General features: G+C 70.8%; 29 protein-coding genes. 3 read left to right on the forward strand and 26 right to left on the reverse strand.

Features of this window, described 5'->3' with window-relative positions:
* Positions 1 to 33: 33 nt before the first annotated feature.
* From HDA34_RS11520 to HDA34_RS11635, 24 genes are all read right to left on the reverse strand, one after another.
* Positions 34 to 306 (reverse strand): hypothetical protein, encoded by a 273-nt coding sequence (locus HDA34_RS11520; RefSeq protein WP_031943844.1) that lies wholly within the window; start codon positions 304 to 306, stop codon positions 34 to 36.
* Complete coding sequence (locus HDA34_RS11525) at positions 303 to 1,019, reverse strand: DUF4145 domain-containing protein (protein ID WP_098471909.1); 717 nt, start codon at positions 1,017 to 1,019, stop codon at positions 303 to 305. Before HDA34_RS11525 ends, HDA34_RS11520 begins: the two co-directional genes overlap by 4 nt.
* Positions 1,020 to 1,029: 10 nt before the next feature.
* Positions 1,030 to 1,491, reverse strand: a complete 462-nt coding sequence (locus HDA34_RS11530) for a hypothetical protein (RefSeq protein ID WP_134377206.1) — start codon at positions 1,489 to 1,491, stop codon at positions 1,030 to 1,032.
* The gene (locus HDA34_RS11535; RefSeq protein WP_031943847.1) at positions 1,488 to 2,267 is read right to left on the reverse strand and encodes a hypothetical protein; all 780 of its coding nucleotides are present in this window, start codon (positions 2,265 to 2,267) and stop codon (positions 1,488 to 1,490) included. Before HDA34_RS11535 ends, HDA34_RS11530 begins: the two co-directional genes overlap by 4 nt.
* On the reverse strand, positions 2,260 to 4,029 hold the full coding sequence (locus HDA34_RS11540; RefSeq protein WP_031943848.1) for a hypothetical protein: 1,770 nt from the start codon (positions 4,027 to 4,029) through the stop codon (positions 2,260 to 2,262). Before HDA34_RS11540 ends, HDA34_RS11535 begins: the two co-directional genes overlap by 8 nt.
* A gap of 154 nt (positions 4,030 to 4,183) precedes the next feature.
* A complete protein-coding gene (locus tag HDA34_RS11545; protein WP_134377207.1) occupies positions 4,184 to 4,798 on the reverse strand; it encodes a hypothetical protein in 615 nt (204 codons plus the stop codon).
* Positions 4,799 to 4,841: 43 nt separating this feature from the next.
* Positions 4,842 to 5,429 carry a hypothetical protein gene (locus HDA34_RS11550; RefSeq protein WP_031943850.1) on the reverse strand — a complete coding sequence of 196 codons (588 nt, stop codon included), beginning with the start codon at positions 5,427 to 5,429 and terminating at the stop codon, positions 4,842 to 4,844.
* Complete coding sequence (locus HDA34_RS11555; protein ID WP_031943851.1) at positions 5,419 to 6,189, reverse strand: glutaredoxin family protein; 771 nt, start codon at positions 6,187 to 6,189, stop codon at positions 5,419 to 5,421. Before HDA34_RS11555 ends, HDA34_RS11550 begins: the two co-directional genes overlap by 11 nt.
* Before the next feature lie 94 nt (positions 6,190 to 6,283).
* On the reverse strand, positions 6,284 to 6,838 hold the full coding sequence (locus tag HDA34_RS11560) for a hypothetical protein (protein WP_031943852.1): 555 nt from the start codon (positions 6,836 to 6,838) through the stop codon (positions 6,284 to 6,286).
* 4 nt (positions 6,839 to 6,842) lie between these two features.
* Positions 6,843 to 7,478: a prepilin peptidase gene (locus HDA34_RS11565; protein ID WP_031943853.1), complete on the reverse strand. Its 636-nt coding sequence runs from the start codon at positions 7,476 to 7,478 to the stop codon at positions 6,843 to 6,845.
* The gene (locus HDA34_RS11570; RefSeq protein ID WP_134377208.1) at positions 7,459 to 10,914 is read right to left on the reverse strand and encodes a BTAD domain-containing putative transcriptional regulator; all 3,456 of its coding nucleotides are present in this window, start codon (positions 10,912 to 10,914) and stop codon (positions 7,459 to 7,461) included. The genes HDA34_RS11565 and HDA34_RS11570 overlap by 20 nt, the downstream gene beginning before the upstream one ends.
* A 94-nt stretch (positions 10,915 to 11,008) precedes the next feature.
* Positions 11,009 to 12,061, reverse strand: coding sequence for a hypothetical protein (locus HDA34_RS11575; RefSeq protein ID WP_031943855.1), 1,053 nt, complete (start codon positions 12,059 to 12,061; stop codon positions 11,009 to 11,011).
* Between the two features lie 412 nt (positions 12,062 to 12,473).
* Positions 12,474 to 12,710: a hypothetical protein gene (locus tag HDA34_RS11580; protein WP_087114226.1), complete on the reverse strand. Its 237-nt coding sequence runs from the start codon at positions 12,708 to 12,710 to the stop codon at positions 12,474 to 12,476.
* Positions 12,711 to 12,800: 90 nt separating this feature from the next.
* Positions 12,801 to 13,748, reverse strand: coding sequence for a hypothetical protein (locus tag HDA34_RS11585; RefSeq protein WP_134377209.1), 948 nt, complete (start codon positions 13,746 to 13,748; stop codon positions 12,801 to 12,803).
* On the reverse strand, positions 13,742 to 14,476 hold the full coding sequence (locus HDA34_RS11590) for a hypothetical protein (protein WP_134377210.1): 735 nt from the start codon (positions 14,474 to 14,476) through the stop codon (positions 13,742 to 13,744). Before HDA34_RS11590 ends, HDA34_RS11585 begins: the two co-directional genes overlap by 7 nt.
* A 15-nt stretch (positions 14,477 to 14,491) precedes the next feature.
* Positions 14,492 to 14,908 (reverse strand): pilus assembly protein TadG-related protein, encoded by a 417-nt coding sequence (locus tag HDA34_RS11595; protein ID WP_134377211.1) that lies wholly within the window; start codon positions 14,906 to 14,908, stop codon positions 14,492 to 14,494.
* Positions 14,909 to 14,910: 2 nt separating this feature from the next.
* Positions 14,911 to 15,360 carry a pilus assembly protein gene (locus tag HDA34_RS11600; RefSeq protein WP_134377212.1) on the reverse strand — a complete coding sequence of 150 codons (450 nt, stop codon included), beginning with the start codon at positions 15,358 to 15,360 and terminating at the stop codon, positions 14,911 to 14,913.
* Positions 15,357 to 15,767: a hypothetical protein gene (locus tag HDA34_RS11605; RefSeq protein WP_031943861.1), complete on the reverse strand. Its 411-nt coding sequence runs from the start codon at positions 15,765 to 15,767 to the stop codon at positions 15,357 to 15,359. Before HDA34_RS11605 ends, HDA34_RS11600 begins: the two co-directional genes overlap by 4 nt.
* Positions 15,768 to 15,810: 43 nt before the next feature.
* A complete protein-coding gene (locus tag HDA34_RS11610; protein WP_061867359.1) occupies positions 15,811 to 15,993 on the reverse strand; it encodes a hypothetical protein in 183 nt (60 codons plus the stop codon).
* 99 nt (positions 15,994 to 16,092) lie between these two features.
* A complete protein-coding gene (locus HDA34_RS11615; protein WP_061867358.1) occupies positions 16,093 to 16,965 on the reverse strand; it encodes a type II secretion system F family protein in 873 nt (290 codons plus the stop codon).
* Positions 16,962 to 17,828, reverse strand: a complete 867-nt coding sequence (locus HDA34_RS11620; RefSeq protein WP_061867357.1) for a type II secretion system F family protein — start codon at positions 17,826 to 17,828, stop codon at positions 16,962 to 16,964. The genes HDA34_RS11615 and HDA34_RS11620 overlap by 4 nt, the downstream gene beginning before the upstream one ends.
* Complete coding sequence (locus tag HDA34_RS11625; protein ID WP_061873037.1) at positions 17,825 to 19,408, reverse strand: TadA family conjugal transfer-associated ATPase; 1,584 nt, start codon at positions 19,406 to 19,408, stop codon at positions 17,825 to 17,827. Before HDA34_RS11625 ends, HDA34_RS11620 begins: the two co-directional genes overlap by 4 nt.
* On the reverse strand, positions 19,405 to 20,229 hold the full coding sequence (locus HDA34_RS11630; protein WP_031943866.1) for a P-loop NTPase family protein: 825 nt from the start codon (positions 20,227 to 20,229) through the stop codon (positions 19,405 to 19,407). The genes HDA34_RS11625 and HDA34_RS11630 overlap by 4 nt, the downstream gene beginning before the upstream one ends.
* Complete coding sequence (locus HDA34_RS11635) at positions 20,226 to 20,930, reverse strand: SAF domain-containing protein (RefSeq protein WP_084785986.1); 705 nt, start codon at positions 20,928 to 20,930, stop codon at positions 20,226 to 20,228. Before HDA34_RS11635 ends, HDA34_RS11630 begins: the two co-directional genes overlap by 4 nt.
* A 144-nt stretch (positions 20,931 to 21,074) precedes the next feature.
* Here HDA34_RS11635 and HDA34_RS11640 point away from each other — a divergent pair, with 144 nt between their 5' ends.
* From HDA34_RS11640 to HDA34_RS11650, 3 genes are all read left to right on the forward strand, one after another.
* Entirely contained in the window at positions 21,075 to 21,371 is a 297-nt protein-coding gene (locus HDA34_RS11640) for an ArsR/SmtB family transcription factor (RefSeq protein WP_031943868.1), read from the forward strand.
* 184 nt (positions 21,372 to 21,555) lie between these two features.
* Positions 21,556 to 22,479, forward strand: a complete 924-nt coding sequence (locus HDA34_RS11645) for a ParA family protein (RefSeq protein ID WP_031943869.1) — start codon at positions 21,556 to 21,558, stop codon at positions 22,477 to 22,479.
* 1 nt (position 22,480) lies between these two features.
* Positions 22,481 to 23,107, forward strand: a complete 627-nt coding sequence (locus tag HDA34_RS11650) for a hypothetical protein (RefSeq protein WP_126860355.1) — start codon at positions 22,481 to 22,483, stop codon at positions 23,105 to 23,107.
* Between the two features lie 51 nt (positions 23,108 to 23,158).
* Here HDA34_RS11650 and HDA34_RS11655 read toward each other — a convergent pair whose 3' ends face one another.
* Together HDA34_RS11655 and HDA34_RS11660 are read right to left on the reverse strand one after the other, a co-directional pair.
* Positions 23,159 to 24,064 (reverse strand): replication protein RepA, encoded by a 906-nt coding sequence (locus tag HDA34_RS11655; RefSeq protein ID WP_161972429.1) that lies wholly within the window; start codon positions 24,062 to 24,064, stop codon positions 23,159 to 23,161.
* A 398-nt stretch (positions 24,065 to 24,462) separates the two neighbouring features.
* Positions 24,463 to 25,269: a hypothetical protein gene (locus HDA34_RS11660; RefSeq protein ID WP_031943871.1), complete on the reverse strand. Its 807-nt coding sequence runs from the start codon at positions 25,267 to 25,269 to the stop codon at positions 24,463 to 24,465.
* Between the last annotated feature and the right edge of the window lie 49 nt (positions 25,270 to 25,318).

Here is a 25,318-nt window from a genome sequence, read left to right on the forward strand (position 1 = left end):
GCATACCCGACTGGACGGTTTCTCAGACACACCCTAGCCGTGCGTGCGCCCGTAGGGGGCGCGCCAGGCCGATTCTTCTGCCCGAATGCGGGTGACCCACCCAGCGGGCACCCATGCCTGCAACCGTTCGGTGTCGGGCGGCTCCTCCCAGGCGATCAGCACATGGGTGCTCGACCAGCGGGCAGCCATCGCATCGACCCGTCCTCGGTCGGGGAGCATGACCCGCACGTAGGGGGCGTCCTGGTAGAGCGCGGAGTGGACCTCCTCGGGGCTGCGGAAGGCCGGCGGCTCGTAGACCGGGATCACGATGCCGCGCGCGGGCTGCGGGCGGCGTCGTGGCGGGCCTTGCGGGCCGCGCGCATGCTGGCCTTCTGGGCCGGCTGCTCGTAGAGGACGAAGGCGGCCTCCCAGAGCAGCTCGGCGACGTCGGCGATCTCCTCGGCGGCGTACTGCACGCCGGCATGGATGCTGTCGTTGCCCACGATGCGGGACTCGTGCAGGTCCTCCAGCACCTCGGCGTCCAGCCGCGGGGTCAGGCTGTTGATCTTGGCCTTGAGGTCCCGGCCGGTGCCGCCCTGGTCCTTGACCATCTCCTCGGTGGCCGCGCGGTAGAGCACGCCGGCGGCGCGCAGTGCCCCGGCGTCCTCGCAGATGCTGGCCTCCTCGTAGAGCGAGGCGACGCCCGCTGGGGCGGCCTCGGGTAGCTGCCGCGGGGGCTTGGCCGGGACGATCATCGTCCGTCTGACGCGCTCCAGAGACGGATGCCCGGCGGCGTCGGTTTCGACCTTCTGCCAGTGCTCGAGGAAGGCGATCGGTCCCTGGCAGAACTGGCAGGCGTAGCCCGCGATCGTGTCCCTCGCCTCGGGCATACGGGCCGCCGAGGCCGGATCCACGGAGGAGCGTCGCGCGTAGTTGATGTCCCACCGCGGGCTGACCTGGATCTTGCCGGCGTAGGTCGCGGCCACATGGTGCCCGCAGTGGGGGCAGAGGCCGGTGCCGTCGGTGAAGTCCTCGCTCATGCCGGTCAGTCTAGGGGCGGGCTCCGCGCGTCTGGGCCTGCTCACGCTGGGCCACACGCGCGCTGTGCAGCGCTCCGGGGCGGGGGGAGGTCTCGTGCTTGAAGGCCAGGTAGTCGACGACGTCAGGCTCGCACCAGAGCCGGCCGCGGGTGACCGGCTCGGGGAACTGGCGGTCGCGCTGGCGCAGGGAGCGGGCCGAGCGCTCGGCCACGCCCAGCAGCTCGTTGACCCGCGGCTCGGCGATCAGGCCGATCACCCGCGGGTCCAGGCCCGCCTCGTGCAGCTCGGTGGCCGCACTGGCCGCGCGGTGGCGCACGGCGGTGGTGGCCGCCTCGTAGGAGTTGGCCCCGGCCGCGCGGGCGAGGATGTCCAGCAGTGCCGCGGGGGGCCGGTAGGGGCCCTGGTGGGCGTGGGGGTCCAGGGCCTCGTCCCACCGGCGTGCCGGCGGGGCCGGCTTCTCGTGCTGATTCATCCCCATCGGGTGCGTCCTCCTCGTCGTCCCCACCGGCGGGCGCCGGCCTCATCCTGGGCCACGCGTTCCTCCTTGGAGCGCACGGCGTTGAAGCTGGTCACGGACAGTCCCACCAGCTGGCCCTGCGTGACGGCGTCGCGGGCGTAGCGGTCGCCCATCTGGGAGGCGATCCATCCGCCCATGTCCCCGCCGTTGCGGTCGCGCACGTCGGAGACGACGTCGGCGGCCAGGTAGCCGCCCTTGGAGCCGACGTCGAAGGTGCGGGTGCGGCCGCCGCCGATGTCCACGGTGGCGCGGATGTGCACGCGCTTGTCCTGGTGGCGGGCGCCGCGGGCGACGTTGACGATGGACATGCGGGCCGCGTGCAGGCCGGCCCCGCGCTCGGGCGATCCGACGGTCTTGGGCAGCTGGATCCGCACGATGCGGTTGCCGTCGGGCAGGTGGGTGGTCGTGGTGGAGTGGCGGGTCAGGGAGGGCCCGCGCCGGGTGTCCTTGGGGACCACGGTGGGCTTCTTGGCACCTCGCTTGGCTCGCACGGGCACGATCTTGCCGGCGGCGTTGCGTCGACGCCGGGGTGCCTTGGAGACGGCGCCGGTCTCGTGTAGCTCGGTCAGCGCGTCCCGGTAGGACTCACCCGAGGTCTCCCCGCGGGCGATCTTCTGCATCATGCGCGGGGAGCGGTTCATGGCCGCGCCGAGTTCGGCCCAGGTGAGTCCGTAGGCCGAGCGCACCCGGGTGACGAGCTCGGCGGGGCTCAGCTGTGCCGGGTCACTCACCGTCGGCCTCCTGCTCGTCGTCGCCGGGCAGGTAGTCCGTCCCGTCGACGGGGGCGGCCTGCATCTCGTATTCGGAGTAGGCGGCGTCCACGCCCAGGCGCGCGGCCTTGGCGCGCAGCCTGTTGCGGGCGGTCTCGTCGGCGGGAATCTTCAGCGGTCCGGGGACGTAGCCCTGGAGGCGCATGCGTCCCACCCGGCCGTCATCGCCGCCGCCACGTTCCTCGGTCAGGGACCAGGAGGGGACCTCGGTGGTGTAGATCGCGTCGCCGCGCACGCCCAGCAGGGTGTGGGCCGGCACGTGCAGGGCCCCGCCCTGGAGGCCACCGGCCATGGGTCCGGAGAGCATGCGCGCCCGGGCCCGGCCCCAGACCTGCACGGCGAACTCGGGGTGGTAGTAGCGCTGAGCCTGGCCGTCGAAGCGCGGCTTGGTGGTCCAGATGAAGGCCTTGCCGTGCTGCTTGACGTCGGGGGCGTTGGCCGGGACCTCCTTGGGGTCGAAGGTGATGTGGGTCTGCACGCGCCCGCGGGCCGCGAAGTTGCCGATCGTGTTGATCAGGATCGAGCGCAGTGCCGCGGAGACGGCGGTCTTGATGATCTCGTCCATCAGCGGGTCGCCGGCGACGGCGGCGCGAGCCTTGACCAGGTTGTCCTTCCAGGTGTCCAGCGGGCGTGCACGCACGCGCCGGTCGCGGTCGCGGGCGCCGGGGACATCGGTGGTGAACGCGACGGACTCGATGGGGTCCAGCTGCCAGCCGTGGCGGGCGGCGACGAAGAACTCGGCGGCGTCGATCCAGGCGCTCCCGGTGGCGCCGGGGCGGTTGGGCCAGTACCAGCCCTCGGAAGCCTTCTCGTGCTGGACGCCGATCAGGCCGATGTGGTCCCAGGTGTCGGGGACCTTGAACTGCACGTGCACGCGAGCGCGGGCGTAGGGGTTCTCCCGGAGCATGTCCGCGGTGTCGTCGCGGCGCAGCCGGTAGCCGGGGCCGATGCCCAGCTCACTGCACATGGCTCCGTACATGAAGCGGCCGTCGACGTAGGCGAAGCCGTCGATCTTGGGGGTCTTCGCCGGGTCGTGCAGGGGGATGCAGTCCGGGTGAGTGTCCGAGGAGGATCCGGCCACGAGGTGCTCGACGTGGTGCTGGCCGGAGGTGCGGTGCAGCTCCTCGGCGATGTCCTCGGTCAGCGGGTACGGCTCGAGGTTCTTCGGCAGGGTCAGGGCCCAGAGGTTGGCGCCGGTGGCGGTGGGGCTGTCCATGAGCTTGGCTCCGCGGAAGTGCGCACCGATGATGCCTTCGGTGGCCTGCCAGGCCAGGCGTGCCTGCTCCGGGCTCAGCGGGGCGTCGCCGAACCACCCGGAGACGAACTGCACCAGCATGCGCTTGCCGGTCTGGCGGTGCTCGAAACGGCCGGTGGCCGGGGAGCCGAGGTTGTGTCCTCCGTCGATCCAGCCGGGAGTCTGCACCAGCAGCCAGTGGCGCTTGCCCGGCGTGGCCACCGGGGTCTTGCCCGTGAAGAAGATCCGGTCCACACCGACGGCGGCCGCAGTGTCGAGCATGTCGGTGAGGTTCGGGTTCTTCCGACGCGGGCCGATCTTCGGCGGCACCGCCTGCCCGTTGTCCAACACGCCCCGGCCCGTGGTGTAGTCCGCCCACAGGTTCTTGCGGGCGGCGAGGTTGCGGTAGGCCACGGGGCGGAACGTGGTGGGGGTGTTGTCGCGCAGGCCAGCGCGCCCTCCGGGACGCTCGCGGTTGGAGTAGGCCATGGGGACCTCCGGTCGATCTGACAGTTAGGGCAACCCTACATTGCGCTAAGCCTCCTCGGTAGGGAGCAGGTCCAGCCCATCGAGCTGGCCGGGCAGCGGCACCGGCGGGGACGTGTCGTGGAGGTCGGCGTCGAGCTGCACCAGGTCCCCCTTCTCAGGCCGCAGGCTGCGCCGCCGGGATGGCCCGCAGCTGCTTGACGATGCGCGCGAGGAGCCAGCAGATCACGGGGATCCAGCCCAGGGTCAAGCCGAGGTGCACGCCCTGGTCGGCGCCGACGGCCGTCCACACCGCCCAGGGCAGGAGCGAGCTCATCTGGACCGCCAGGTCCCACCCGGTGGGGATGCCCCGACGGGCCATGCGCAGCCCCATCCCCCCTGCGCAGAGCACCAGAGCGCCGGCGCCGGCCAGGCCCACGATCACCTCCCCCGCGTGGCCGGTCCGGGCGACGATCACCACTCCGGCGACCGCCATGGCCACGTCGCGGAGCAGGAAGACGGCTCGGTCGGCGGTCGCCATGATCGCGCGGGCTGCGGATCCGGCGGGGGCCGCACGGTTCCACGCCCGCGAGGTCAGGGTCGCGAGCGCGGCGGCCGCGAGGACGGCAGCCGCCAGGGCGACGAGGGACGGGTCGGGGGCACCTGTCAGGGCGGGCAGCGCCGCCATGTTGGCGAGGAGGACGAGCGTTGCGACGTCGGTGGTCAGCTGGAGGCCGCGGGCGGCAGCCCAGCGTCCTCGCAGCTGGGAGGGGGAGAGCGTGGTGGTGGGCATGGGTTGGCTCCGTTCCTGGGGCATGGGTCAGTTCGTCGAGGGGTCAGATCGCGTGGTCCGGTGACCGCGCCTCACGCCAGGCCTGCGACAGTTCCCGCGGCGGCAGGTGGGCCAGCGTGGTCATCTTCGGCGGCGGCACCGGATCCAGCTGGAAGGGGACGTGGGCGCTCTGGTGCAGGAAGGTCTCGTAGTGCTCACCCTCGGGACCCCAGAGCGGCAACGGGGCCGGGCATGCGATCCCTGATCCCTCGAGGAGTCGTCTTGCGCGGCTGTTCCGGCACTGGGAGACGGCCTTCACTGCCTTGACGGTGAGGGACCAGACGGCGCGGAAGGCGATCAGTGCCATTAGCAGCCAGAGGAGCCAGAGCGGCAGCCCGAGATCCTGGTCCATCACCGCGAGGGCGGCCATGAAGACCGTGTAGCCGGCGAGGATGCCGAGTGCGTTGCTCCCCAGAATGCGGGCGTGGGCGCGCTCTGCCGGCCAGGGCTGGCGGGCGGCCGGCACCTGGGCGATCACCGCCCGCCCCTGTTCGGTGTCCGGGATCAGCCAGACCCCCACGCGGGTGGGGTGGGGGATGATGGCCGGCTCCTCAAGAGGACCGTGCCCGCTCGAGGCCGGCTCACCCGGCATGGCTAAGCTCCTCGAGCGGGACGGTGCGCCATAGGGAGGTGTAGACCACGGTGGCCCCGAGGTCGGCGGCCAGGGACTGGCCGAGGTGGTGGGCGATGCCGCGGCAGGACACGCTCAGGTGGATCCCGACGGAGCGGCCCAGGCGATGGATGCCCAGCAGGAGGTTCTCGGCGACGTCGGCCTCGTGCTCCCCGGCCGGGGCGAGGTCGGCCCAGCGCTGGCGCAGATGGGCGTAGTCGTCCAGGACGAGCACGATGGGCTGGAAGGGCTCGGGGCGCTCCTTGGCGAGGGAGGCGACCTCCACCAGGTGGTAGCGCTCGCGCATCAGCTCGCTGGCGGCACGGATGCGCTCGAGCTGGTCGCTGACGTCGGCGGTGACCACCTGCGCGTACCGATGGTCCTCGACCTTGTCCAGCTCCCCGGGCAGGCCCAGGCCCCAGGCCTGCCAGCCCACGGAGACCGCGGTCTCCATGATCCCGCGCTGGATCACGCTCTTGCCGCTGTCGCGGTCGCCGATGATCAGCAGGTGACCCTGGTGGGGGTCCCAGAGCACGTGCTCGCCGGCCTCGACGGGGCCCAGGTCGATCGTGGCCTGCATGTCGGCGGCCGGCGCGCTGGAGTAGCCCATCTTGCGCAGCTTCTCGACGGCCGCGGGGTCCTGGGAGACGTCGACGAGGGTGTGCGGGATCTTGTGGGCGCGCAGGTGGGCCTTCACGGCCATGCAGGGGCCGCAGCCGGGGCTGGTGTAGATCGTGTACATGGGTGCTCCTCGGTCGGAGATGGTCGGGGCCGTGGCCGGCCCTCACTTCCCATAAGGCCGGCATCCGGCGCTGATGTCCCTCCCCGTTCCGGGGTCAGATTTCATGCGCCGGGTGCAGCAGCAACGCGTCGGCGGGGATCGTCGAGGTGTGCTCGAGGTGCCCGACCTCGAGGCCGGCGGCCAGCAGGGCCTGGACCGCGGGATGGTCCTCGGCCAGGTCCTGGAGGAGGACCAGGGGGACGTGTCGCGGAGATGCGGCCGGCGCCGCTTCCTCGGCCGGCGCGGCCGGCAGCGGCGACTCCGTCGCACCATCCGCGGCGAGGGTGCCTTCTGGCTCGGCTTCTGGCGTGGGTTGTGGCGTGGAGTCCAGGCCGGCCTTCCGTTGCAGGCGGGCGAGGTCGGCGTGGCGGGCCGGGGGCAGCTTGGCGGTCTCGAGCAGCTCGAGGGCGCTGGTGAGTCCGGTGTGGTCGCCGCTGGCGAGCCAGGTGGCCACGATCAGGCCCACGCGACCGGCCTTGCCGGAGTCATGGCCGGGGTCGCCGGGAACAGGGTGGGCCGCGGTGAGGTCGTCGAGCTGGGCGTGCTTGAGCCCGGCGGTGAGCAGGCCGGTCAGCGCACGGCGGTCGCGGGCGGAGAAGGTGCGGGGCACCTGGTCAGGATGCCAGGTAGCCCAGGACGGCGAGCAAGGCGAGCACGTGCCCGGCGACGAGGTGCGGGGCCATGGGCACGCGAGTCTTGCGCTGGCCGCGCAGCAGGGCCGGGACCGCACCGAACAGGGCGGCGAGCACGTAGCTGGCCAGGATGGCCAGCACCCAGGCACCGGGACCGTGGACACCGATGGCCAGGGCGGCCACGGTGACGAGCTTGACGTCGCCCATGCCGGTGCCGCCGATCAGGTGCATCACCATCAGCACGACGGCGGCGATCACGGTGACCACCAGCCCCTGGAGGGCCCAGGCGCCGTATCCGGTGACCAGCAGGCCCACCGCGGCGCCGAGGTTGATGGCGCCCAGGGCGGCCACGGCCCAGTTCGGGATGAGCCGGTGGGCCCGGTCCACGCGCGCCATGTAGATGCCCAGGCAGGCCAGGGCGATCAGGGCGAGCGCGGCGTGGACCATGAGCACGGGCAGCCCGGCGACCGCGGCGCCGGTGATGCCCAGCAGGGCAGCCAGGGCCCCGCCGGGGCCGATCAGGGTGCGCACCGTCCGCGGCGGCACCGTGTAGGGCGCCGGCGCGGGGTCGGTGGCCGCGGGGGACGTGTCGTGGAGATCAGGCGACACGGTAGCCATGGGCCCGCAGCTCCTCGATCAGGGCGGTGGTTTCCACCTCGGGCTCGAGGTCCTCCTCGAAGGACTCCAGGTAGGAGTAGAGCTTCTCGATCAGGCGGGTGACCTCGGTGTGGTTGCCCGAGGCGGCCTCGGTGACCAGAGCGTCGCGCCAGGCGGCCTCGTTGGCGGGGTCGATCGCGCGGCCGACGCGGGCGGCCAGCTGGGCGTGCTCGCGGTGGCCGACGGCCAGGGAGCGGGCCACGAGCTCGTGGGCGGCGTCGCAAATGGTCTGGACCATCTCCTGGACCAGGGTCTCGGTCCAGGCGACGTTGGAGGCCTTGGCGTGCTCGAAGGGCACTCCCCTCACCAGACGCATGGCGGCGACCAGGGCGGGGGTGGAGGCCTTCACGGGGTCATCGCCGATCAGGGACTGCACGACCTGCCAGTCGGTGAGCACGTCCTCGTGGACGCGGTAGCCCTCGCTGCCCACGGCGGGCAGGTAGGGGGTGCCGTCCGCGGCCTGGCCGAGCAGGCGGCGGGTCTGGCCGGTGAGCTTGTTGCGGTTGCTGGAGGCGGACTTGCCGTCGGAGCGCTGGGTGGGCCAGAACGCGGCGTGGACGGCCTCGGCGCTCGCGCCGGGGTGCAGGGCCAGGTAGGCGGCCAAGGCGACGCAGCGGGCGGTCTGGGTCGCCGAGACCTCGCCGGTGGCCGCGGTGACGGGGGCCTGGCCCTGGGCGCCGACGAGCTTGAGCTCGCCGAGCATCAGGATCATCGGGGCCTGGGTGGTGGCCTGCTCCAGCAGGTGTGCGGCGTCCAGGTCGATCTGCTTCTGCGGGTCGGTCGAGCCCAGCTGCTCGGGGGCGGCGTCCTTCTCGTCCTCCTCCTCGTCCTCCGCGGGGGACGTGTCGTGGAGATCGGTGGCCACCTCCTGCTGCGCCGGCTCGGCGGTCGCGGCAGTCTCGGGCTCGGGCTCGGGCTCGGGCTCGGGCTCGGGCTCGGGCTCGGGGGCAGTCTCGGCGGGTCCCGCGGTCTCGGTGACTGCGACGACGGCCGGGGTCTGGTCCTGGGCCTCTGGGGTGATGTCCTCGGGCTCGGTCGGCACGGCGGCCGCCGCGGCCTGGTCCTGGCTCTCCTCGTCCTCGTCCAGGGTGTCGTGCGGGGCGGGCGCAGAGGTCGGGGTGTGGCGGGCGGCCTGGGCGGCGAGCACGTCCTCCTCGTTCTCCTCGGCCGGATCGGTCTCGTCCTCGGCGGTCTCAGCGGCGGGGACCGCGGGCTCGGGGGTCAGGGGCAGGTCCTGGGTGTTCTCCTCCTCGTGGAGCATCTCCTCGAGATCGGCCACCGCGCTGAGGTGGGGGCGCTCGTCCAGGACGGTGTTGATGTCGATCGTGGCGGTCGTCCCCCGGCCGGTGGAGCGGGGGTCCTCCAGGGCGGTGGCCAGCAGCTCCTTGATCCGCTCGCCCTCCTCGGGGGTGATCTTCTGCGGGCGCAGGTGCTGATTGACCGGGAGCAGGTCGGCGTGGTTCTCGTCCTCGAGGTTCAGGATCCAGTCGGAGGCCAGGGGGTTGGCGGTGGTGACCGCGGCGATGCCCAGCCGCGGGATGGCGCCGGCCAGGTCGGTGAGGCGACGAGCCTGGGCGGGGGTGGGCTCCAGGCCCAGCAGGACGATCTCGGGACCGAAGGCCTCTTCCTGGTTGGCGGCGCGGGCCTGGTCGAGGGTGGCGGCGTCCTGCTCGTCGAGGGCGCGGCGAATGTCCTTGGCCTTGCCGTCGAGCTGGCCGATCAGCTGGTCCAGGTCGTCGATCTGGCGGACGCGGCCGTCGCTGACGACCTTGGCCAGGCCGTCGGCGACTCCGACGAGCGTGATGGTGACGTTCTCGGACCAGCTGGAGGTGGCCAGCTCCACGGCCATGGCATCGAGGACCTGGGTGGTCAGCTGGGGGTCGCCGTCGATGCCGAGGGTGCCCAGGCGCTCGAGGTCGAGCAGGACCTGGGAGCGAGTGTCGTCCTGGCCAACGGTGACCAGCGAGGGGTAGGGGGCGGCGGGCAGGTCGGGGTCGATGTCGATGGAGCCGGAGGCCAGCGTCCAGACGACGCCGTCGTCGGTCTCGGCCACGAAGGGCTCGGGCAGCTGCGCGGGGGCCATGAGGTAGAGGGCGATCTGCTCGGGCGAGACGCGCACGAGGAACAGCTCAGGCAGGTCCTGGCCGTTCTCGTGGGCCCAGCGGGCCAGCCAGCGCTGGACGACGTCGAGCTCCTCAGCCTGCTCGGGCTCGGCGACCACGCGCAGCTGGGTCTCCAGCTGCGCGGTCTGCTCCTCGGGCATGGGGACGGACTGGCCGGGCTGGCGGCGGCGGCGCTGGAGCTGGCGGCGCAGGCCGACGATGCCCAGCAGTCCGGCCGCGGCGAAGGCGCCGATGCCGCCGATGGTGGCCCATGCGGGGACCTCCTCCGGGGCAGCCTGCTCCTGGTGGGAGGACAGATCGGCGGGGGCCGGCGCGGTCTGCGTGAACGCGCCGCCGGGGACGGCGGAGGGGCCCTCCTGCTCGGCGGGGGCCATGGAGGGTGCCGCAGACACGGCCTCGCCGGGCAGCGGGTGCTGGGCGTCCTGGGCCGGCGTGGAGTCCGAGGCGGCGCTCGGGGCGGCGGCCGCCTCGGGGGCCGGCGTGGCCGAGTCGTCGGCAGGGGCGGAGGGTTCGGCCGACGCCGATGCGGAGGGCGCCGCAGGAGCGGGGGCCGCCTGGGCGTCCGTGTCGGCCTGCGCCGGAGCGGGGTCCTGCTGGGAGGGGGCCGGTGTCGCGGAGGTGGAGCCGGCGCCGGTGGGGCCGTCGGGCAGCTCCACGGTCCAGCCGGTCATGATGAGGTCGGGATCGGTGAGGGTCTGGCCGTCGGCCTGGGGCGTGGAGCGCATCTGCTCGGCGAGCTCGCCCCACCGGCTGCCCTGGCCCAACTCGTCCCGGGCGATGCCCCAGAGCGTGTCGCCCTCCTGCACGGTGTAGGTCCGCTCCCCCGCGGCGGCAGGGGCGTCCTGGGTCGTGTCCTGGGTGGTCTGGCCCTCCTGGGCCATGGCGACGGCGGCGGGAGCGGAGGCGGTGTCCTGCGGGGTCAGGGCGAAGGCGGGGCTGCCACCGCCAAGAGCGAGCACGGCGGCGATCAGCGCGCCGGCCAGGGCCTGCTGCGGGCGCAGCGCTCCGCCCAGGTTGGGGGTCTCGACGCGGCGGATGAGGCTGATCACCTCGACCACGAGCGAGTAGACGAAGGAGGCCCAGAAGCCCCACGCGATCAGTGGCAGCACGGTGCCCATCAGGAACGTGCCGCCGAAGTCGATGCCGGTCAGGGCCTGCTGGAGCTCGGCAGTGCTGGGGATGGGGTTGCCGGCCAGCAGGATCAGGGCGGCGGGGATGCCGACCACCAGGGCGGTCAGGGCCAGCAGGGCCGCAAGGCCTTTGAGGGTGCGCATGGGGCGTGTCTCCGCTCGCGTGGGTAGAGGTCTTCACGGGGTAGAAGGCTGGGGCAGTCCCCCGATGTCCCTTCTAAGTTGATCTGAGGTCAGTTTAGGCGGTGAGGTGGGCCACCTCAAGGCTGTCACGCTCCGCGCCACCTTGCCGGAACAGCATCCGCATGGCCGCCAGGGCCGCGGTTCGAGCCGGAGACTCCACTCCCGCGGCCGCCGCGCGCGCTCGCGCATCCGCCTGGCGATCCCGGTGCATCGCCTCGCGCGCCGCCTCCGCCCGCTCACGAGCTCGGGCAGAGGCTGAGGCGAGCACGAGCCCGCCGGCGTCCTTCCAGTGCTCCAGGCGCCACCGCAGGTAGCCGCGAGCTCGAGCGGTGTCCTGGCCGGCGTCCAGGCTGTGGAGCCGGTGCGCGCCCTGGGGGGTGTGGTCCAGGGCGTGGAGAAGGTCGGCCGGGGTCCAGCCGGCCTCGAGGAAGGGACGGATCAGCGAGCGGACGTCCCGGGCCGAGAGCACGCGCAGACCCAGAGCCCGATCCTGGACGGTGCGGGCGGCGGCCAGCTGCTGACGACGGGTGGCCACTGCGCGGTTGCAGGGCCAGAGCTCGACGAGTCCGCGGTCGCGCGCGTGCGTGGTTCCTCTACGAGTTCTAGTAAGTGAATCCTCTAGCGAGGAAGGGTGCCAGTTTTTCTCCACAGCCCCACGGATCCGACGCTGACCTGCACGCTCCCGTGCTTCGGCCGCGGCGTCGGCACGGTGCCTAGCGAGGATCTTCTCCACGTCCAGGTGGGCGGTGCAGCACAGCACGTAGACCGCCGCCTCGTTGATCCGCTTGCCACGCTCGTCCGGGGTCGCGTAGGCGGCAGAGCGTCCGGCGGCGACGCGTCCGATCACCCCGTGTCGCATCAGCCAGGCGATGGCCGCGGTCACCGTCGAGGCGCTCCGGCCGATCATCTTCGCCAGGCGCTTGTGCCCGGGACGGGAGATCATCTTCGACCAGTCCGCGCAGGCCGCCAGCGCACCCACCAGAGATTCCATCAGCCGCCGACGGATCCGGGAGAGGTCCTGCCAGGCAGGCAGTGCCCGCAGGGCGGGAACGGCGTCGCCCAGGTGCTCCAGACGCCGGGAGCCGGCGGGCACCGCGGCCAAGATCACGTCGATGTCGCCCTCCCGGGCACGCGAGGGCCGGCGCCAGTTCTGACGGCACGGATTCGTGATCCGACCCCGCACGGGCCGGGCTGGTTTCTGGCGATGGCGCAGCAGTCGGGCGAGGGTGGACTCCCCCAGGCACGGCGCCGAGGACACGGCCGACGGGAGGGGGGACGTGTCGCGGAGAGGGATTTTGGGTAGACTCGGGCACGACAAGAGAGACGTACCTCCTTCAGGTACACCTTGAGATCCAGCCCGTGTCGCCAAACACGGAGCCGGAACTCGAATCCAGAACCGAATGCCATGCCGGGTAAGCACTAGGGCATTCGGAACAACTTCAAACGTCAGTCACTACCTGTCGTCAGCAGGTCTTGACTCCAAGAAGCGGATCCGCGCCAACGGGTCCGCTTCTTGCTTTTTATGCGGATTTCAGGTCAAACGCCTCCTGGCCGTGCTCTTCGGGAATCTCGTGGGCGTCCAGATGCTCCGTAACCAAGGCGGTCACGTAGTCGTTGATGCTCTCGCCGGTGTACTCCACCCAGGCGTGCAACTTGGCCTCATAGCTACGGGGGATGCGCGCGGTCACATTGAAGCGGTCGCCGCGAGACGGGCGGCCGCCACGATGCCGGCGGGGCGTGGCTGTGGTGGGGCTCATGCGATCACCATACTTGTTTCAGCTTCCACAAGCGGAGCGGTCCTAGCGGGACACGCCGGAGCAGATCTGCGACCTGCTCCGGCGCACGCGTCACGGGCGGACGTTCAACGACTGGAACTCGCCGATCCGCACGTCCTGCGATGAGCGCGTGAGGGTCTCGATCACCCCGGACTGGCCCTGGGCCGTCCACTCCACAGACCACGTCGTGATCGCCGTGACCTTGTAGGTGGGGTTGGACATCTTCATGTACGTGTGCCCGCAGTCCGGGGACTCCTGCTTGCCGAAGCGGTCCTCGTAGACGGTGCCGGGACCGTCGCAGACCACCTGCGTCCCATCGCCCATGTCCCAGGTGACGTGCACCGGCCGCGCCGTGGCCTGCACGGCGATCCCGTTCACGTCCTTGGAGACCGTGTACGGCCCCCACGCCTGCGGATCGTCAGGGTTCCCGACCCACATCCACGCCGGCAGACCCACAGCACCCGTGCCGTTTTCCGCCACCGGGTACGGCACCATGCCGATCTCGATGCCCTTGAGCTGCATCTCCTTCACGACTGTCTGGGCGGCCTGGCGGATCTCCCCCGGCCCGGCCTGCGTGGAATCCATCCAGCGCGTCTTCACTGGCTGACCGAGCGTCAGCCCATCGCTCGGGTTGCACTGCTCCCACGCGCCCCGTTCTGGATCCTTGCCCGCCGGCGGAGTCGGCTGCGGCGACATGTTCACCCACACGCAGTCATTGACCGGGTCGTAGTTCACGTCACAGCGGTACGGGACGCTGTCGCCAGGCAGAGGCTCGTTGATCTCGCAGAAGTTCGCCCGCTTCGGGGCCTTCCCGTCCCGGCCCAGCACGGGCTGCGCGTTCTGTCCCTTACCCGGCACCGTGGCCTCCACCAGGCAGCTAGAACCCATGCTGCCTGCACGGCATCGCCCATCAGCGGTCGTCCCCGTGGCCTGGGCCGCTGCCCCCGTCGCGCCGACGAGAGCGCTCGCGGTCAGAACCCCCGCGGCCGCCATGGCGGCCCACCTGTTACGGGTCAGCACGAGGTCTCCTCCGGTCCGTTCAGCGGAGGCAGCTCGCTGGAGACGACGCTCCAGACGCCGTCGTCCTCGTTCCAGAGCACTGCGTACTTCACGATGAACCGCTGCGTGGCGCCGGTGTCCACAGGCTTGCCATCCTTGCCGGTGATCTTCACACCCGAGTTGTCCTCGCACACGCGCAGGTTCACCGAGGCGTTCTCGACCAAGGTGCCATCAGCATGGACGGACGGGCCCGCCAGGCCGTCGATCAGCTCCACCTTCGAGGCGCCCCGGTAGGTGGCCCCCGTGGCGAGCGTCTTCTCCACGTTGACCTTCTGCTGAGTCAGCTCGCCCTGCTGTGCCGCCACGGACAGGCGATCCGCGTTCTTCGCGTCACCGCTGTTCAACACGTCCGACGAGACCGTGTACAGCAGCTCAACCGCCTTGAACGCGCTCGCCTTCGCCTCCTCCTGCCCCCCCGGCTTCTTCGAGGTGACCGGCTTGTACTCCGGCAGCGCAGACGACGACGCGCTCGCGGACGACGAGGACGCGCTCGTCGAGCTCGAGGAAGCGGAGGACGAGGACACGTTCGCGGACGACGACACGTCCTCGATCGGCGCAAGCGAAGACTGCGAGGCGCTCGCGGACGTGGAGTTGCCACCCGGCGTGCCACCGCCGTTGCAGCCGGTGAGCGTGAGCGCCAGAGCCAGGGCGGCTCCGGTGTATGCGGTGGTCTTGGTGACGCGGCTCATGGTGTCTCCTTGCGGTCAGCGGGTGTTCGAGTGGATCTGGGCGGTGCCCTGGCCGTGGCCGGTCAGGACGCCGGTGGGGATGAAGCGTGGGGTGTAGGGGACGTCGACGTCCACAGTGACCTTGGTGGGGGTGACGTTGACGGTGCCGGTGGCTCCGGCTTCGGCGATCATCCCCTGGGCGGCGCGCGCGGCGGCCGCTCTGTCCAGGGTGATGTCCTCGCCGCGGGCGGCTCCGGCCGTGGTGCCAGCGTTGGCGCCGGCGCGGGCGGCCTGGTGGGCGATGGTGACGGCCTCCTCGGAGGCGCGCACCTTGCCGTTCCAGTCGATGCCGATGCCGAAGCCGACGAGCACGATGATGGGGACGAGCATCAGGACCAGCAGGGAGGACTCTCCTTGCTCGCGGCCGAGCCAGGCGCGGAAGCGGGCGATCATGCTCAGCCCCTCTCTCGATAGGTGTCCACGGGGGACGTGGCGTCGGCGGTGATGGTCCAGGACCCGGGAGTGCCGGGGATGGCCAGGTCGGAGAGCGGCACCGAGCAGGTGATGGTGGCGGAGACGGACCCGGGGATGCCGGGGGCGTTGCGCAGGGCGGAGGTGTCCAGCGTGATGTTCTGGGAGCCGCACGTGAAGTCGGTCTGGTCCAGGGTCATGCGGGCGGACTGGCGCGCATTGGACTCGGCCTGGCCGGGGTTGCGGGCCAGGGTGGCCTCGCGGGCGGCGACGCCGGCCGCCGACTCGATGGAGGTCTGTGCTGCTCCGATGCGGCCGCCCATGACGGCGATGGCGATGAGCAGTCCGATGGCCGGAGCCACGATGAGAAGCCCGACGCCGGACTCGCCGCGCTCATCACGCAGCCAGGCCAGGGACGTGTCGCGGAGGTTCACTTGACCACCCTCTCGACGGGCCCGGTCACGGACCGGGAGACGGACGGGCTGATCCACTGCCCGGTGTAGGCCGGCGCGGTGCCGGTGACGGTGACGGTCATCCGCTCTCCGGTGGTGCTGATGTTCACGGAGGCGCCCTGGAGGGTGCCGGAGTGCTGGGAGATGACCTGCTGGGCGGCCGCCTGGCCCTCGGCGCTCGAGCCGCCCATGACTCGGGAAGTTGCGTAGGCCGCGTTGGCCGCGGACTGAGCCACGGTCGAGGCCTGGTAGTAGGCGCCGGCCTGGGGGACGAGGAACACGAGCAGGAGGGCCACCGGCACGATCAGCAGCGAGGCGATGTTCGAGGAACCCGTCTCGTTGCGTGCATGGGCCTCGAGGTGCGCTCGAAGCGGTGCCGTGATGTTCATGGTGACCCCCCTGCTCGTGGTGTTCCGTCCCTGGCTGGTCTAGTCAGCCCAGCTCGCCGACCTTGTTGGTGGCGAAGGTGTTGATGCCGGCCCAGACCAGGGCGGCCAGCACGACGGCGGCGAGCACGCCGAGGATGATCTCGATGGTCTCGGCGCCGGCCTCGTCCTCGTGCTTGTCCTGGATCCAGGCGCGGAGGATCAGGTACTGCTGCATCAGCTTGTTCATGGTGAGTCCCCTCGTGTGGTGGAGATGGCCTCGGGACGGTCCCGATGCGGGTGGGTGGGTGGATGGGAGATCACGATCTCCGGGAGGAGCTCGCGCGTCTCACGCGCTCATCAGCGTCAGCATCAGAGGGGTGAGGACGATTAGCGTGAACATCAACGCGATGAACATGATGATGTTCTTCATGCGGCCGGAAGCCTCATTCTCACGGGCTGCCTCGGCGTTGAGCATCCGCACGCGCATGTTGCGACCCAACGCGCGCAAAGGCTCGTAGACGCTGGCCCCATTGTCTCCGCTCAGGCGCATGATGCGGGCGGCATCGGTGAGCTCGGGGACGTGGAGCTGCGTGGCCAGGGTCTCCAGGGCGGTCCAGGGCTGGACCTTGGTGAAGCGAGCCCGGACCAGTTCCTGACGGATCCGCTGGAAAGCCCAGGTGTCGCCGATGGCGGCTGCGTTTTCCAGAGCCACCGTGGGCTGGGCGTTGCGGCCGCGCTCAGAGGCCAGCAGCTCGACGAATACCGCGACCGCGCGTGCGAAGTCAGTGCGTGCCTTGGTCGCTCGCTTGCGGGCGGCCGAGTCAGGTGCCAGCCAGGCGACGGCGGCGACGAGCAGGCTGATCAGCAGGGACAGCCACAGCGGCAGGGAGTAGAGCACCTGTGCGGCCACGCTCAGGGCGAGGCAGACCACGAACACGAGTGTGGCGCCGTAGATCTTGGCCCAGGTGTGGCGGCTGCGGGTGGTGCCCAGGATGTCCAGGTCGGCGTCGGTGAGGCCGTTGACCAGGGCCGGCGGCAGCGTGCGCATCGTCCACTGCGAGGCCCGCTCCTGCCAAGAGAGCGCGCCGCCTCCGGAGGTGCTGGTCACGATGCCGTCGAAGGCCGCCGCGCGCAGGCGCGGACGCTGGGGCAGCAGGGGCCAGATCAGCGCGGTCGCGGCCAGGCCGAACAGCATGCCGGCGATGATGATCATCATCATGACGAGCTCCTAGCGGTCAGCAGGCGGACCTGCGGCGGCGGGGCTACCACGCGGGTCATCCAGATGATGAGCCCTGCGGTGACCAGAGCCAGGACGAGGTAGAGCGCCTGGCCCAGCGGGGTCTGGTAGGCGGCCATGGGCCCGCCCATTCCGGGGACCAGGCACAGGGAAATCACCACGATGGTGATCACGATGCGGGCCTCACGGCGGGCGCCGGCGCGGTCGGCGTAGATGGCCCGGCGCTTGGAGACCTCTTCCTCCACGGAGGTGGAGAGGTCGTCCAGGGCGTTCGCCAGGCCCTGGCCGCGCTGATTGGCGGCCAGGATCAGCTGCATGACGACCAGGTCGCCGGTCTGGTCTCCCCATTCCAGGCCCAGGCGCTTGAGGGCGTCTGCGGTAGGCCAGCCGGCCTTGATGCGGGCATTCATCGTGGCGATCTCGTCCCGGATCAGGTCGCCGGCGTTGGGCATGGAAGCGGCCAGTGCGGTCTCCAGGGAGGTTCCTGCGACGATCAGGCCGGAGAGCGAGCGCGTCCACATCTCCATCTGCGCCAGCTTCTCGATCTGGGCCGATCCCCCGCCGGAGCCGAAGGCCAAGCGCAGGAGGATGACGGCGCCGGGCAGGGCGACGAGGTAGACGAGCAGGCCGGTGAACAGCGCAATGAAGAAGCCCACGGCGGCGGCGATGCCCACCATGATCCACGTGTTGCGGTCCATGCGGCGGCCGAGTCCCTTGAGGGCGGTGAGCCAGCGCGGATCGGGTGCAGGGGCCTTGGGAGGGGCGGGCCAGAGCCAGTTCACGGCAGCCATGCCCAGGCCGAGGATGCCCAGGGCAAAGCTCAGAGGGAGCAGGAGCGAGCTCATCGGGCACCTCCGGCCAGGCGCAGCAGGTCGAAGCCGGTGCGCTCGAGATCGTTGCGCAGGCGGTTGTCCACGGGAGGGGCCACGGGCACGGCGTTCTCGTCGCCGGGACCCATGCGGAACAGGTCGGCCACCGAAATGCCCTTGTCGGTGTCGCCGGGCAGCACCTCGGAGATCGAGATGATCTTGCGCTTCACCGAGCCATCGGGCTGAGGCACCTTGCGCATCTGCACGACGACGTCGATGTGGTAGCCCAGCTGGCGAGCCATGTAGGTCTCGGAGAACTCGTTCATGCCCAGGCCGACCAGACGGCGCACGGCCTCCTCGCCGGAGTAGGCGTGGACGGTGCAGTAAGTTCCCGCGCCGGTCTGCATCGCGGAGATCATCGCGCCGATCTCCGAACCGCGGACCTCGCCGACCAGGATGCGTGCGGAGTTCAGACGCAGGGCCTTCTCCATGGCCATGGTCAACGTGTACTCGCCGATGGTGCTGCCGTCGGCGGCGCGCTCGCCCGATCCGGGGCGAGCCTGAAGCTCGATCGGCGGGACCAGGCGAGAGTCGAGCCGGTCCAGGTGCAGCTCGCGCTCCTTCTCGATGGTCACGATCTGCTCCAGCGGGCCGATCTTCTCCGCCAGGGCGCGCATCAGGGTCGTCTTGCCGTCGCCGCCGAAGCCGCTGATGACGATCGTCTTGCCGGCCTGCACGAGCGCCGTGAGGAACTCGGCGGCCAGGGGGCTCAGGGTGCCGTTGTCGACCAGCTGCTCCAGGGTGATGTTCACCAGCCGATGGATGCGGAATACGGCGGTGGGCCGCGTGGAGACCGGGCGGGCGGTGGCGGCCAGACGGACCGAGCCCATCAGGTCCATGTCCAGGTCGGGGTGGGCCGCAGAGAAGGGGCGGGACTCCTCCCCCGCGTTCGCGGCGAGGAACTGGAGCTCGGCCATCATCTGCTCATCGGTCTCGAAGACGGGAGGGCGGCGCTCCATGCTGCCGCCGGCCTTCTCCACCCAGACGTGGTCGGAACCGATCATGTGGATGTTCTCCACCCCGGGCTCGTCCACGAGTGCCTGGAATCGGCCCAGACGGAACATCGCATCGAAGGTGGCCTGGCGCAGTGCCGCCTGCTCTTCGGCAGTCCATGCGGCGTCGCGGCCGCCGGTCTGCACGTTCTCACGCATCTGCTCGATGATCGCGCGGTCGATGTGCCGCCAGCCCATGGCGTGCAGCTCGCTCTCGGGCAGGTCGATGCGGTCGGCGGTCTCCTCGGCGTGCCAGTCCACGGCCTTGGCGCGCAGCACGTCGACGATCGACCAGAAGCCCGTCAGCTCCGTGGTGTTGCTCGGCCGGGCCGGGGCGCTCTGCTCGGCCTGCGGTGCCGGCTCGGGCACAGCAGTCAGCGGCCGGGACAGCCCGGGCAGCTCAGCGGAATCGGTGGGAGACGGGGTAGTGCCCAGCGGGCGAGCCAGGTGAGCGCCGGCGGAGGCGGGGATCAGGGACGGCCGGGCCGGCTTGGCCGGGGTGCTCTCGGTCAGGAACGGGAGGTTGAGCAGGTCCAGGGACATGTCGGGGGTCTGATCCTTCATCGCTGCTCTCCTCCGGTCTCGGTGGGCATATCCGCCTCGATGAGCTGGCGGCGGGCCATCAGCGCGTCCGCGAGGGAGGCGTTGGCGGCACCGATGGCCCGCGTGTAGGAACGCAGCCTCCAGGACGTCGCCTGGGCGCCCCCGCCGAAGTGAGCGCCGGCTTCCGGGCTCTGGGGAAGGCGTCCACGCACCGGCAGGCCCAGCACCTTGGAGATGTCCTTGGAGGGGAACTCCTGGGCTCGATCTTCGACCACGAGCAGGGAGGACGTGTCCACTGCCCCCGCGGTGGCGCGGGCCTCCAGCACGGCCGGCAGATAGGCACGCGCCGCGGCCACGGAGACCAGGTCGCTGCGCACCACGACGCTCAGGTGGTCGCTGTCGCGCCAGAGCGCCTCCCGGCCGTGGGCGTTCTCGGAGCGGCCAGCGTCGACGATCACGTCGATGTCCTGGCCGGAGACGGCGCGCAGAGCCATCATCAACTCCGGCCAGAGGCCCCGCATGGATCGCGCGGCCAGCGGCTCGGACATGGCGGGCAGGAGCCAGCGGGAAGGCTGGCCAGCGTCCTGGCCCGTTCCCAGGTCGACGGCGTAGTCCCAGATGTCCTGCTCCGTCAGGGCCTGTCGCATGGAGTTGTGGGCGATGCCCATCAGGCCGCTGTCGGCCGGCATGCTGCCCTGCAACCACCCGGCGAGCACGGATGAGGGCTTGCTGACGTCGGCCTCCACGAGCAGCACAGGGCGCGGCCACTGCAACGTCATGGCCACGGCCGTGGTGCTCACCCCCGGGCTGACGCCGAAGGCCGCAAGGGTCAGGATGCTCACTTCTGCGCTCCCTGCATGATCACGCTGGCGGTGCCGGCGGCACCCCAGGTGGCGACCTTCTGGGCGTCGGCCTGCTTCACGCGCAGATCCACGGTGGTCTTCCCGCTGTTCTGGTCATGGTGGCTGGCCTCGACCACGGCCGCGACGGGGTCGTGATTCTGGTTCTCGTCACCGGCCTTGGTGTTCTGGTTGCCCGGGGTGAAGAGGACCTGGACGTGATCTCCTGCGGCCATCTCCCGGGCAGGCAGGCGCCCGACCTCCAGAGCCAGGCCCACCAGCGATTCTCCGTCCTCCACGCCCAAGGACGTTGCCGTGGACGTGCGCGTGATGGTGCTGCCCGGCTGGAGGTCGGTCGTGGCCACCTGCCCCTGGATCTGCTGGGCCTCGGTCGCGGGGACCAGCACGCTGGGGTCGCCAGCCACGCGCACGGACGAGAGCATGGAGGACTCGATCTTCTGCCCTCGCTCCACGGGAGCGTTCACCACCAGGTAGGGCTTGGCCTCGTTGGCCTGGGTCCCCACGAACGCGCCGAGGCCGCCCAGGGCAGCCAGGGCGACGGCGACAGCCACACCGCCCACGCGGCGCTTGGCCACCGGCGTCGGCGCAGGACGGCCCACGGGAGCCGCCGCGCTGGAGCCGGCCTCGCTGACGCGCGGGTTCTCGGTGGGGGTCACCTTGGGCGACCGCTTTCTCAGAGCCACCTTGGCCTGCCTTTCTCGCTACTGAGGGGACTGCACGGGGAGCGTATCAAACCTGCCAGCCGTAATAGCAGGTGGCTTGGTCCTTCACCAGACATAAAGCCCGGACCGCCCCCTCATGTCCCTCTGTACGGTAGACATTTCTGCATGAGCGCCCCCGCATCCCCCCTCGACACGGCCGTCGTCGCGTTCAACTCCACGCTGCGCATGCGCATCCTCGTGCTGATCGCCCGCTCCCCCGGCCTCGGCGCCCACGACCTCGCCACGTCCCTGGACACCCCCCGCGCAACCCTCTCCCTGAACCTGCGCACCCTCGAGGAAGCCGGCCTGCTGACCTCCAGCGACACCTCCGAAGCGCGCCGGGGCCGACGCCTGACCTACCGCCTCAACCGGGAGGCCTACAGCGCGATGATCGAGGCCCTGGGCGCGATCGTCGAGCGGTGACCTCATGCCATACCGGCACCACATCAGGAGTGCCGTTCATGCCATAACACCGCCGTATGCGCGCCAGTCCCCAACCGTCCGCTACACCAGTTGCACGCCATACCACTGAGGGAAATCTCTCGGTATTTCCCGAGAGATGCAGTAGACTGGAGGAGTCAGATCACAGGGAACCTAGGAGGTCCTCATGTCCACCCCTGCGCGCTCATACGCCATCCCAGGCGTCCTGGCGGTCGCCAACGGCAAGGGCGGTACCGGCAAGACGTCGCTGGTCGCCAACCTCTCCGGTCTGGCCGCGGCCGCCGGCATCCGCACCCTCACCATCGACCTGGATCCCCAGGGCAACCTCTCCCCCGACCTCGGTCTAGGGAAGTCGGACGGAATCGAGCTGCGTCGAGCCCTCGAAGATGGGGCGCCGCTGCCGATCTCCACGGATCCCATGCGCCCAGGCCTGGGCGTCGTTCGCGGCGGCCCTCGTTTGGCCGACATCATCAGCCTGCTGGTGGCACGCGGCTACGACGCCCCGCCCCTCGGGGCTCTTCTGCACCGGAGCCTGAGCCAGGTCATGGAGGAGTGGGACCTGGTCGTCATCGACACACCCCCGGGAGACCGCGCCCTGGTCGAGGCCGCCTTCAGCGTCGCCGAGGGCGTGGTCATCGTCTCCAAGACGGATCTCCGCTCCCTCGACGGCGTCGCTGTGACGGCCGAGCGCTTCCAGGCCGTTCACGAGACCACGAACCCCGACGTGCAGCTGTTGGGCCTGGCGCTGTTCGACGTGGAGGCGCGCGCCGTGAAGATCGAGCGAGAGGCCCGCCAGGCGCTCGAGCAGATGCTCCAGGGGCTGGCCTTCGACGAGGCCGTCTTCACCGCCCGTATTCGGCACGCCGCCGGCGCCGCCCAGGACCTGCGCAAGAGCGGACGCCTGGTGCACGAGCTCGAGAGCGATGTGGCCCGCGCTCACCGAGAGCGCTTCGCGCGCATCAAGGCCGGTGAAGCCTCGACCTTCCATGCGTCGACCATGGATGGCCTGGCAGGGGACTACGCCGCACTGGCCCAGGAGATTCTGGGACGCCTGAGCGCCCTGGGCCAGGACGAGGAGGAGGACGCCTGAGATGGAGACCCCCAATCGAGCAGACGGACTCGGCGCTGTGTTCAACGCGCGTGGCCGGGGCAAGAAGAAGCCGGCGGAGAAGGTCGACTCTGTGCCATACGCCATGCCAGAAACCACGCCAGATGCCACACCGGAATCCACGCAGGACACCACACCGGAACCGGTGCCTGTCGCCACGCGGGAGACCGCACCGGAACTGATGCCAGACGTGAGGCGCGCGGTCCCGCAGGAAGGCGCGCAGGTGGCCGAGCTGGACCGTGAGGACGCCCCCGAAGAGGAAGAGCTGGTCGTGCGCAACACGGCCGTCTACCTCCCCGTCCCGGTCCTGGAGCGGCTGAGGGCCGCGGCCGCCAAGCGGCATCGGACCTACACGGACCTGCTGATCGACGCGTTCGACGAGCTCAGCGACGATCAGCTCTTGGCGGCCTGCGGGCACAAGCCGCGTGCGGACGGGGGGATGCCGCGTGGGCGCCGAGGTGCCGCGCGCGGCCAGGGGGGCGTGCAGGTGCAGCTGCGCCTGGATCAGGAGCAGCGGGGTTGGCTGGATGAGCAGGTGGCCCGTCTAGGCGCCCCCTCCCGGAGCGCCATGGTCGCCTCGGTGTACGACGCCTGGCTGCCGAAGAGCTGAGCCGGCATGAGCAGGGGGGCGGCCCGGCATGGCCGCCCCCTTCGTGGTGCATCAGCCCACGCGCAGGTGCCGGGGGCGCTGGTGGGCTGCCTGCGGGACGTGGGTGGCGGAGGGGTGCAGGCGCAGGCCGGAGTCCACCACGGCCACCTTCGCCTGGGGGTAGATCAGCTTCACGGGCTCGAGGTTCTTCAAGAAGGCGGCCTTGAACTGGCGCGGCTGAGCGTACTGGGCGCCGAACTGGGTCTCCAGCTGGTGCCAGGAGACGGTGGTGGTGCGCTGAAGCGTGGACATCCGGTAGGAGAGCCAGACGTAGAGGTCCATGCGCATGGGGGAGCCGCCCAGGGCTGCCAGGGCGGAGGAGAGAACCGGGACGGGGGAGCGCATGACCTCCTCGAAGTAGGGCTCGCTGAGCTCGATGCGCGCATGGTCTGCCCCACGCTGGTACGTGAGCTCGTAGCGGTGGGCCACGTGCATGTTCTGGCCGCTGAGGGTGCGCCGGCCGGGCGTCTCGCGGCTGGTCTCGATGATGATCGAGGTCGTGCTGAGCCGGTGGAGCTGGTCCATCACACGGCGCTGATTCGCCCCGGAGGGGTAGGTGCCGACGCTGGAGAGGAACGCGCGCAGGGAGGGGCCGGGGTCCAGGTGGCGGGAGCGGGTGCGCACGGCCTCGGTGGACATCCAGGTGAGCAGGGAGCGGGCCAGGACGCCGAAGGGGAAGCCAGCCGGGCCGGGGGAGAGCGTCAGGGTGGTGTCTCCGTTGCGTCGGCTCCAGTGGGGGACCGTGGCTCCGGGGTCGCGGTAGGGCAGGCTCAGCTGGGCCCAGATGCGGGTGGAGAAGGCGACCTCGCCGGGGTTCTGCTCGATCTCCTCGCTGAGCTCGAGCAGCCGCAGGCGCCTGGGTGAGAGGGCCGGGCGCGTGGCCGCTTCGATGGAGGTGATGTCCGGCGTGTGGTTCATGGCTGAGGTGACCTTTCGGACCCGATGACGGGTGGGCGTGGAGGGGACGGAGCGGGTGTGGAGAACTGCGGTCGCCGGGGAGTTATCCACGTGCATCTTGTGACGGGGGCTCATAGTCGGCGGAGTGGACGCAGATTGGGGGCGAAATCGGCGGGATCAAGCCGTTCGCGTGTGTGCATCTTGTGACGGTGCGCCGGTCGGGCCGGAGGTTATCCACGTGCATCTTGTGACGGCCAGTGTGTGCATCTTGTGACAGCCACCCCGTCAGAATCGGCATGATTGCAACGATTTTGGAGGGTCCCCATGTAGTAAAACCACATGTATTCCTCCTGTAGTGGGGGGCGGTTTCGCTGTGCATCCGTGGATAGCCGTTCGGTGAGGTGGTCGCGGTCTGGGGTTCAGGCGGCCGGGGCCTGCTCCATGAGGGCCGCGTAGTCGGGAGCCAGCCCGCTGCGCTCCATGGCGTAGTCCTTCACGGCCTGGGTCAGGCGAGTGCGCAGGACGTTGATGCGCTTGCACAGGCCGCGGCCGCTGTAGCCGTACTCGTCGCTCAGGGCTGCGCGCTCGGCCTCGTCGGCCAGCTGGTAGCGCAGGAAGACCGCGGCGTCGCGGCTGGAGAAGACGGCGTTGTCTCGAGCCCAGGCGATCAGGGCGCACAGGTCCCGGGTGGCACGGCCGTTGTCGGCGGCCTCATCGTCGGCCGGCTCCTCGGCCAGCTGCGGCAGCCAGGAGGGCAGGGCCTCGACGTCGGACTGGCCGTCGTAGAGCTTGCGCTCGAGCAGGGAGTCCTTGAGCACGTCCATGGCGAGGTTGCCGATGCACGAGCCAGCCCGATGCAGGGAGGGCCGGCGGATCCACTTCCACGCTGCGGCGATGACGGCGGCGGAGACCTCCTCGCGGGCGGAGTGGTCTCCGTGCATGGTGGCCATGCGCATGCGGGTGTGACGGCCGGCGATCAGGGTGAAGCGAGGCAGCATCAGCTGGAGGACGGCGCGGGCGCAGTCCTCGTCGCCGACCGCGGCCTGCTCGAGCAGGCCGCGCATGATCTGCTCGCGGACCTCCACGGTGCTGCGGGCCACCGTCTGGACGAGCTCGATGCCGGTCTGAGCGCCGTGAGGCCAGGGGTGGGAGGTCTCGGCGTAGCGCACGGCCCACTCGGCGTTCAGGCGGTCGATCACGGTCGGGGCGTAGGTGGTGGTGCTCATCGGACTCGGTCCCTCCATCAGTGGTGTCCGGGCGTCCCGGACGGGTCAC

The sequence above is a fragment of the Micrococcus luteus genome, assembly GCF_014138885.1.
Classification (GTDB): domain Bacteria; phylum Actinomycetota; class Actinomycetes; order Actinomycetales; family Micrococcaceae; genus Micrococcus; species Micrococcus luteus.

Coding starts and splice junctions, on each gene's coding strand:
- HDA34_RS11525 (WP_098471909.1), bottom strand. CDS start 1,019: ATGAGCGAGGACTTCACCGACGGCACCGGCCTCTGCCCCCACTGCGGG.
- HDA34_RS11530 (WP_134377206.1), bottom strand. CDS start 1,491: ATGAATCAGCACGAGAAGCCGGCCCCGCCGGCACGCCGGTGGGACGAG.
- HDA34_RS11540 (WP_031943848.1), bottom strand. CDS start 4,029: ATGGCCTACTCCAACCGCGAGCGTCCCGGAGGGCGCGCTGGCCTGCGC.
- HDA34_RS11545 (WP_134377207.1), bottom strand. CDS start 4,798: ATGCCCACCACCACGCTCTCCCCCTCCCAGCTGCGAGGACGCTGGGCT.
- HDA34_RS11550 (WP_031943850.1), bottom strand. CDS start 5,429: ATGCCGGGTGAGCCGGCCTCGAGCGGGCACGGTCCTCTTGAGGAGCCG.
- HDA34_RS11555 (WP_031943851.1), bottom strand. CDS start 6,189: ATGTACACGATCTACACCAGCCCCGGCTGCGGCCCCTGCATGGCCGTG.
- HDA34_RS11565 (WP_031943853.1), bottom strand. CDS start 7,478: ATGGCTACCGTGTCGCCTGATCTCCACGACACGTCCCCCGCGGCCACC.
- HDA34_RS11570 (WP_134377208.1), bottom strand. CDS start 10,914: ATGCGCACCCTCAAAGGCCTTGCGGCCCTGCTGGCCCTGACCGCCCTG.
- HDA34_RS11580 (WP_087114226.1), bottom strand. CDS start 12,710: ATGAGCCCCACCACAGCCACGCCCCGCCGGCATCGTGGCGGCCGCCCG.
- HDA34_RS11590 (WP_134377210.1), bottom strand. CDS start 14,476: ATGAGCCGCGTCACCAAGACCACCGCATACACCGGAGCCGCCCTGGCT.
- HDA34_RS11595 (WP_134377211.1), bottom strand. CDS start 14,908: ATGATCGCCCGCTTCCGCGCCTGGCTCGGCCGCGAGCAAGGAGAGTCC.
- HDA34_RS11605 (WP_031943861.1), bottom strand. CDS start 15,767: ATGAACATCACGGCACCGCTTCGAGCGCACCTCGAGGCCCATGCACGC.
- HDA34_RS11610 (WP_061867359.1), bottom strand. CDS start 15,993: ATGAACAAGCTGATGCAGCAGTACCTGATCCTCCGCGCCTGGATCCAG.
- HDA34_RS11615 (WP_061867358.1), bottom strand. CDS start 16,965: ATGATGATGATCATCATCGCCGGCATGCTGTTCGGCCTGGCCGCGACC.
- HDA34_RS11620 (WP_061867357.1), bottom strand. CDS start 17,828: ATGAGCTCGCTCCTGCTCCCTCTGAGCTTTGCCCTGGGCATCCTCGGC.
- HDA34_RS11625 (WP_061873037.1), bottom strand. CDS start 19,408: ATGAAGGATCAGACCCCCGACATGTCCCTGGACCTGCTCAACCTCCCG.
- HDA34_RS11640 (WP_031943868.1), top strand. CDS start 21,075: ATGAGCGCCCCCGCATCCCCCCTCGACACGGCCGTCGTCGCGTTCAAC.
- HDA34_RS11645 (WP_031943869.1), top strand. CDS start 21,556: ATGTCCACCCCTGCGCGCTCATACGCCATCCCAGGCGTCCTGGCGGTC.
- HDA34_RS11650 (WP_126860355.1), top strand. CDS start 22,481: ATGGAGACCCCCAATCGAGCAGACGGACTCGGCGCTGTGTTCAACGCG.
- HDA34_RS11655 (WP_161972429.1), bottom strand. CDS start 24,064: ATGAACCACACGCCGGACATCACCTCCATCGAAGCGGCCACGCGCCCG.
- HDA34_RS11660 (WP_031943871.1), bottom strand. CDS start 25,269: ATGAGCACCACCACCTACGCCCCGACCGTGATCGACCGCCTGAACGCC.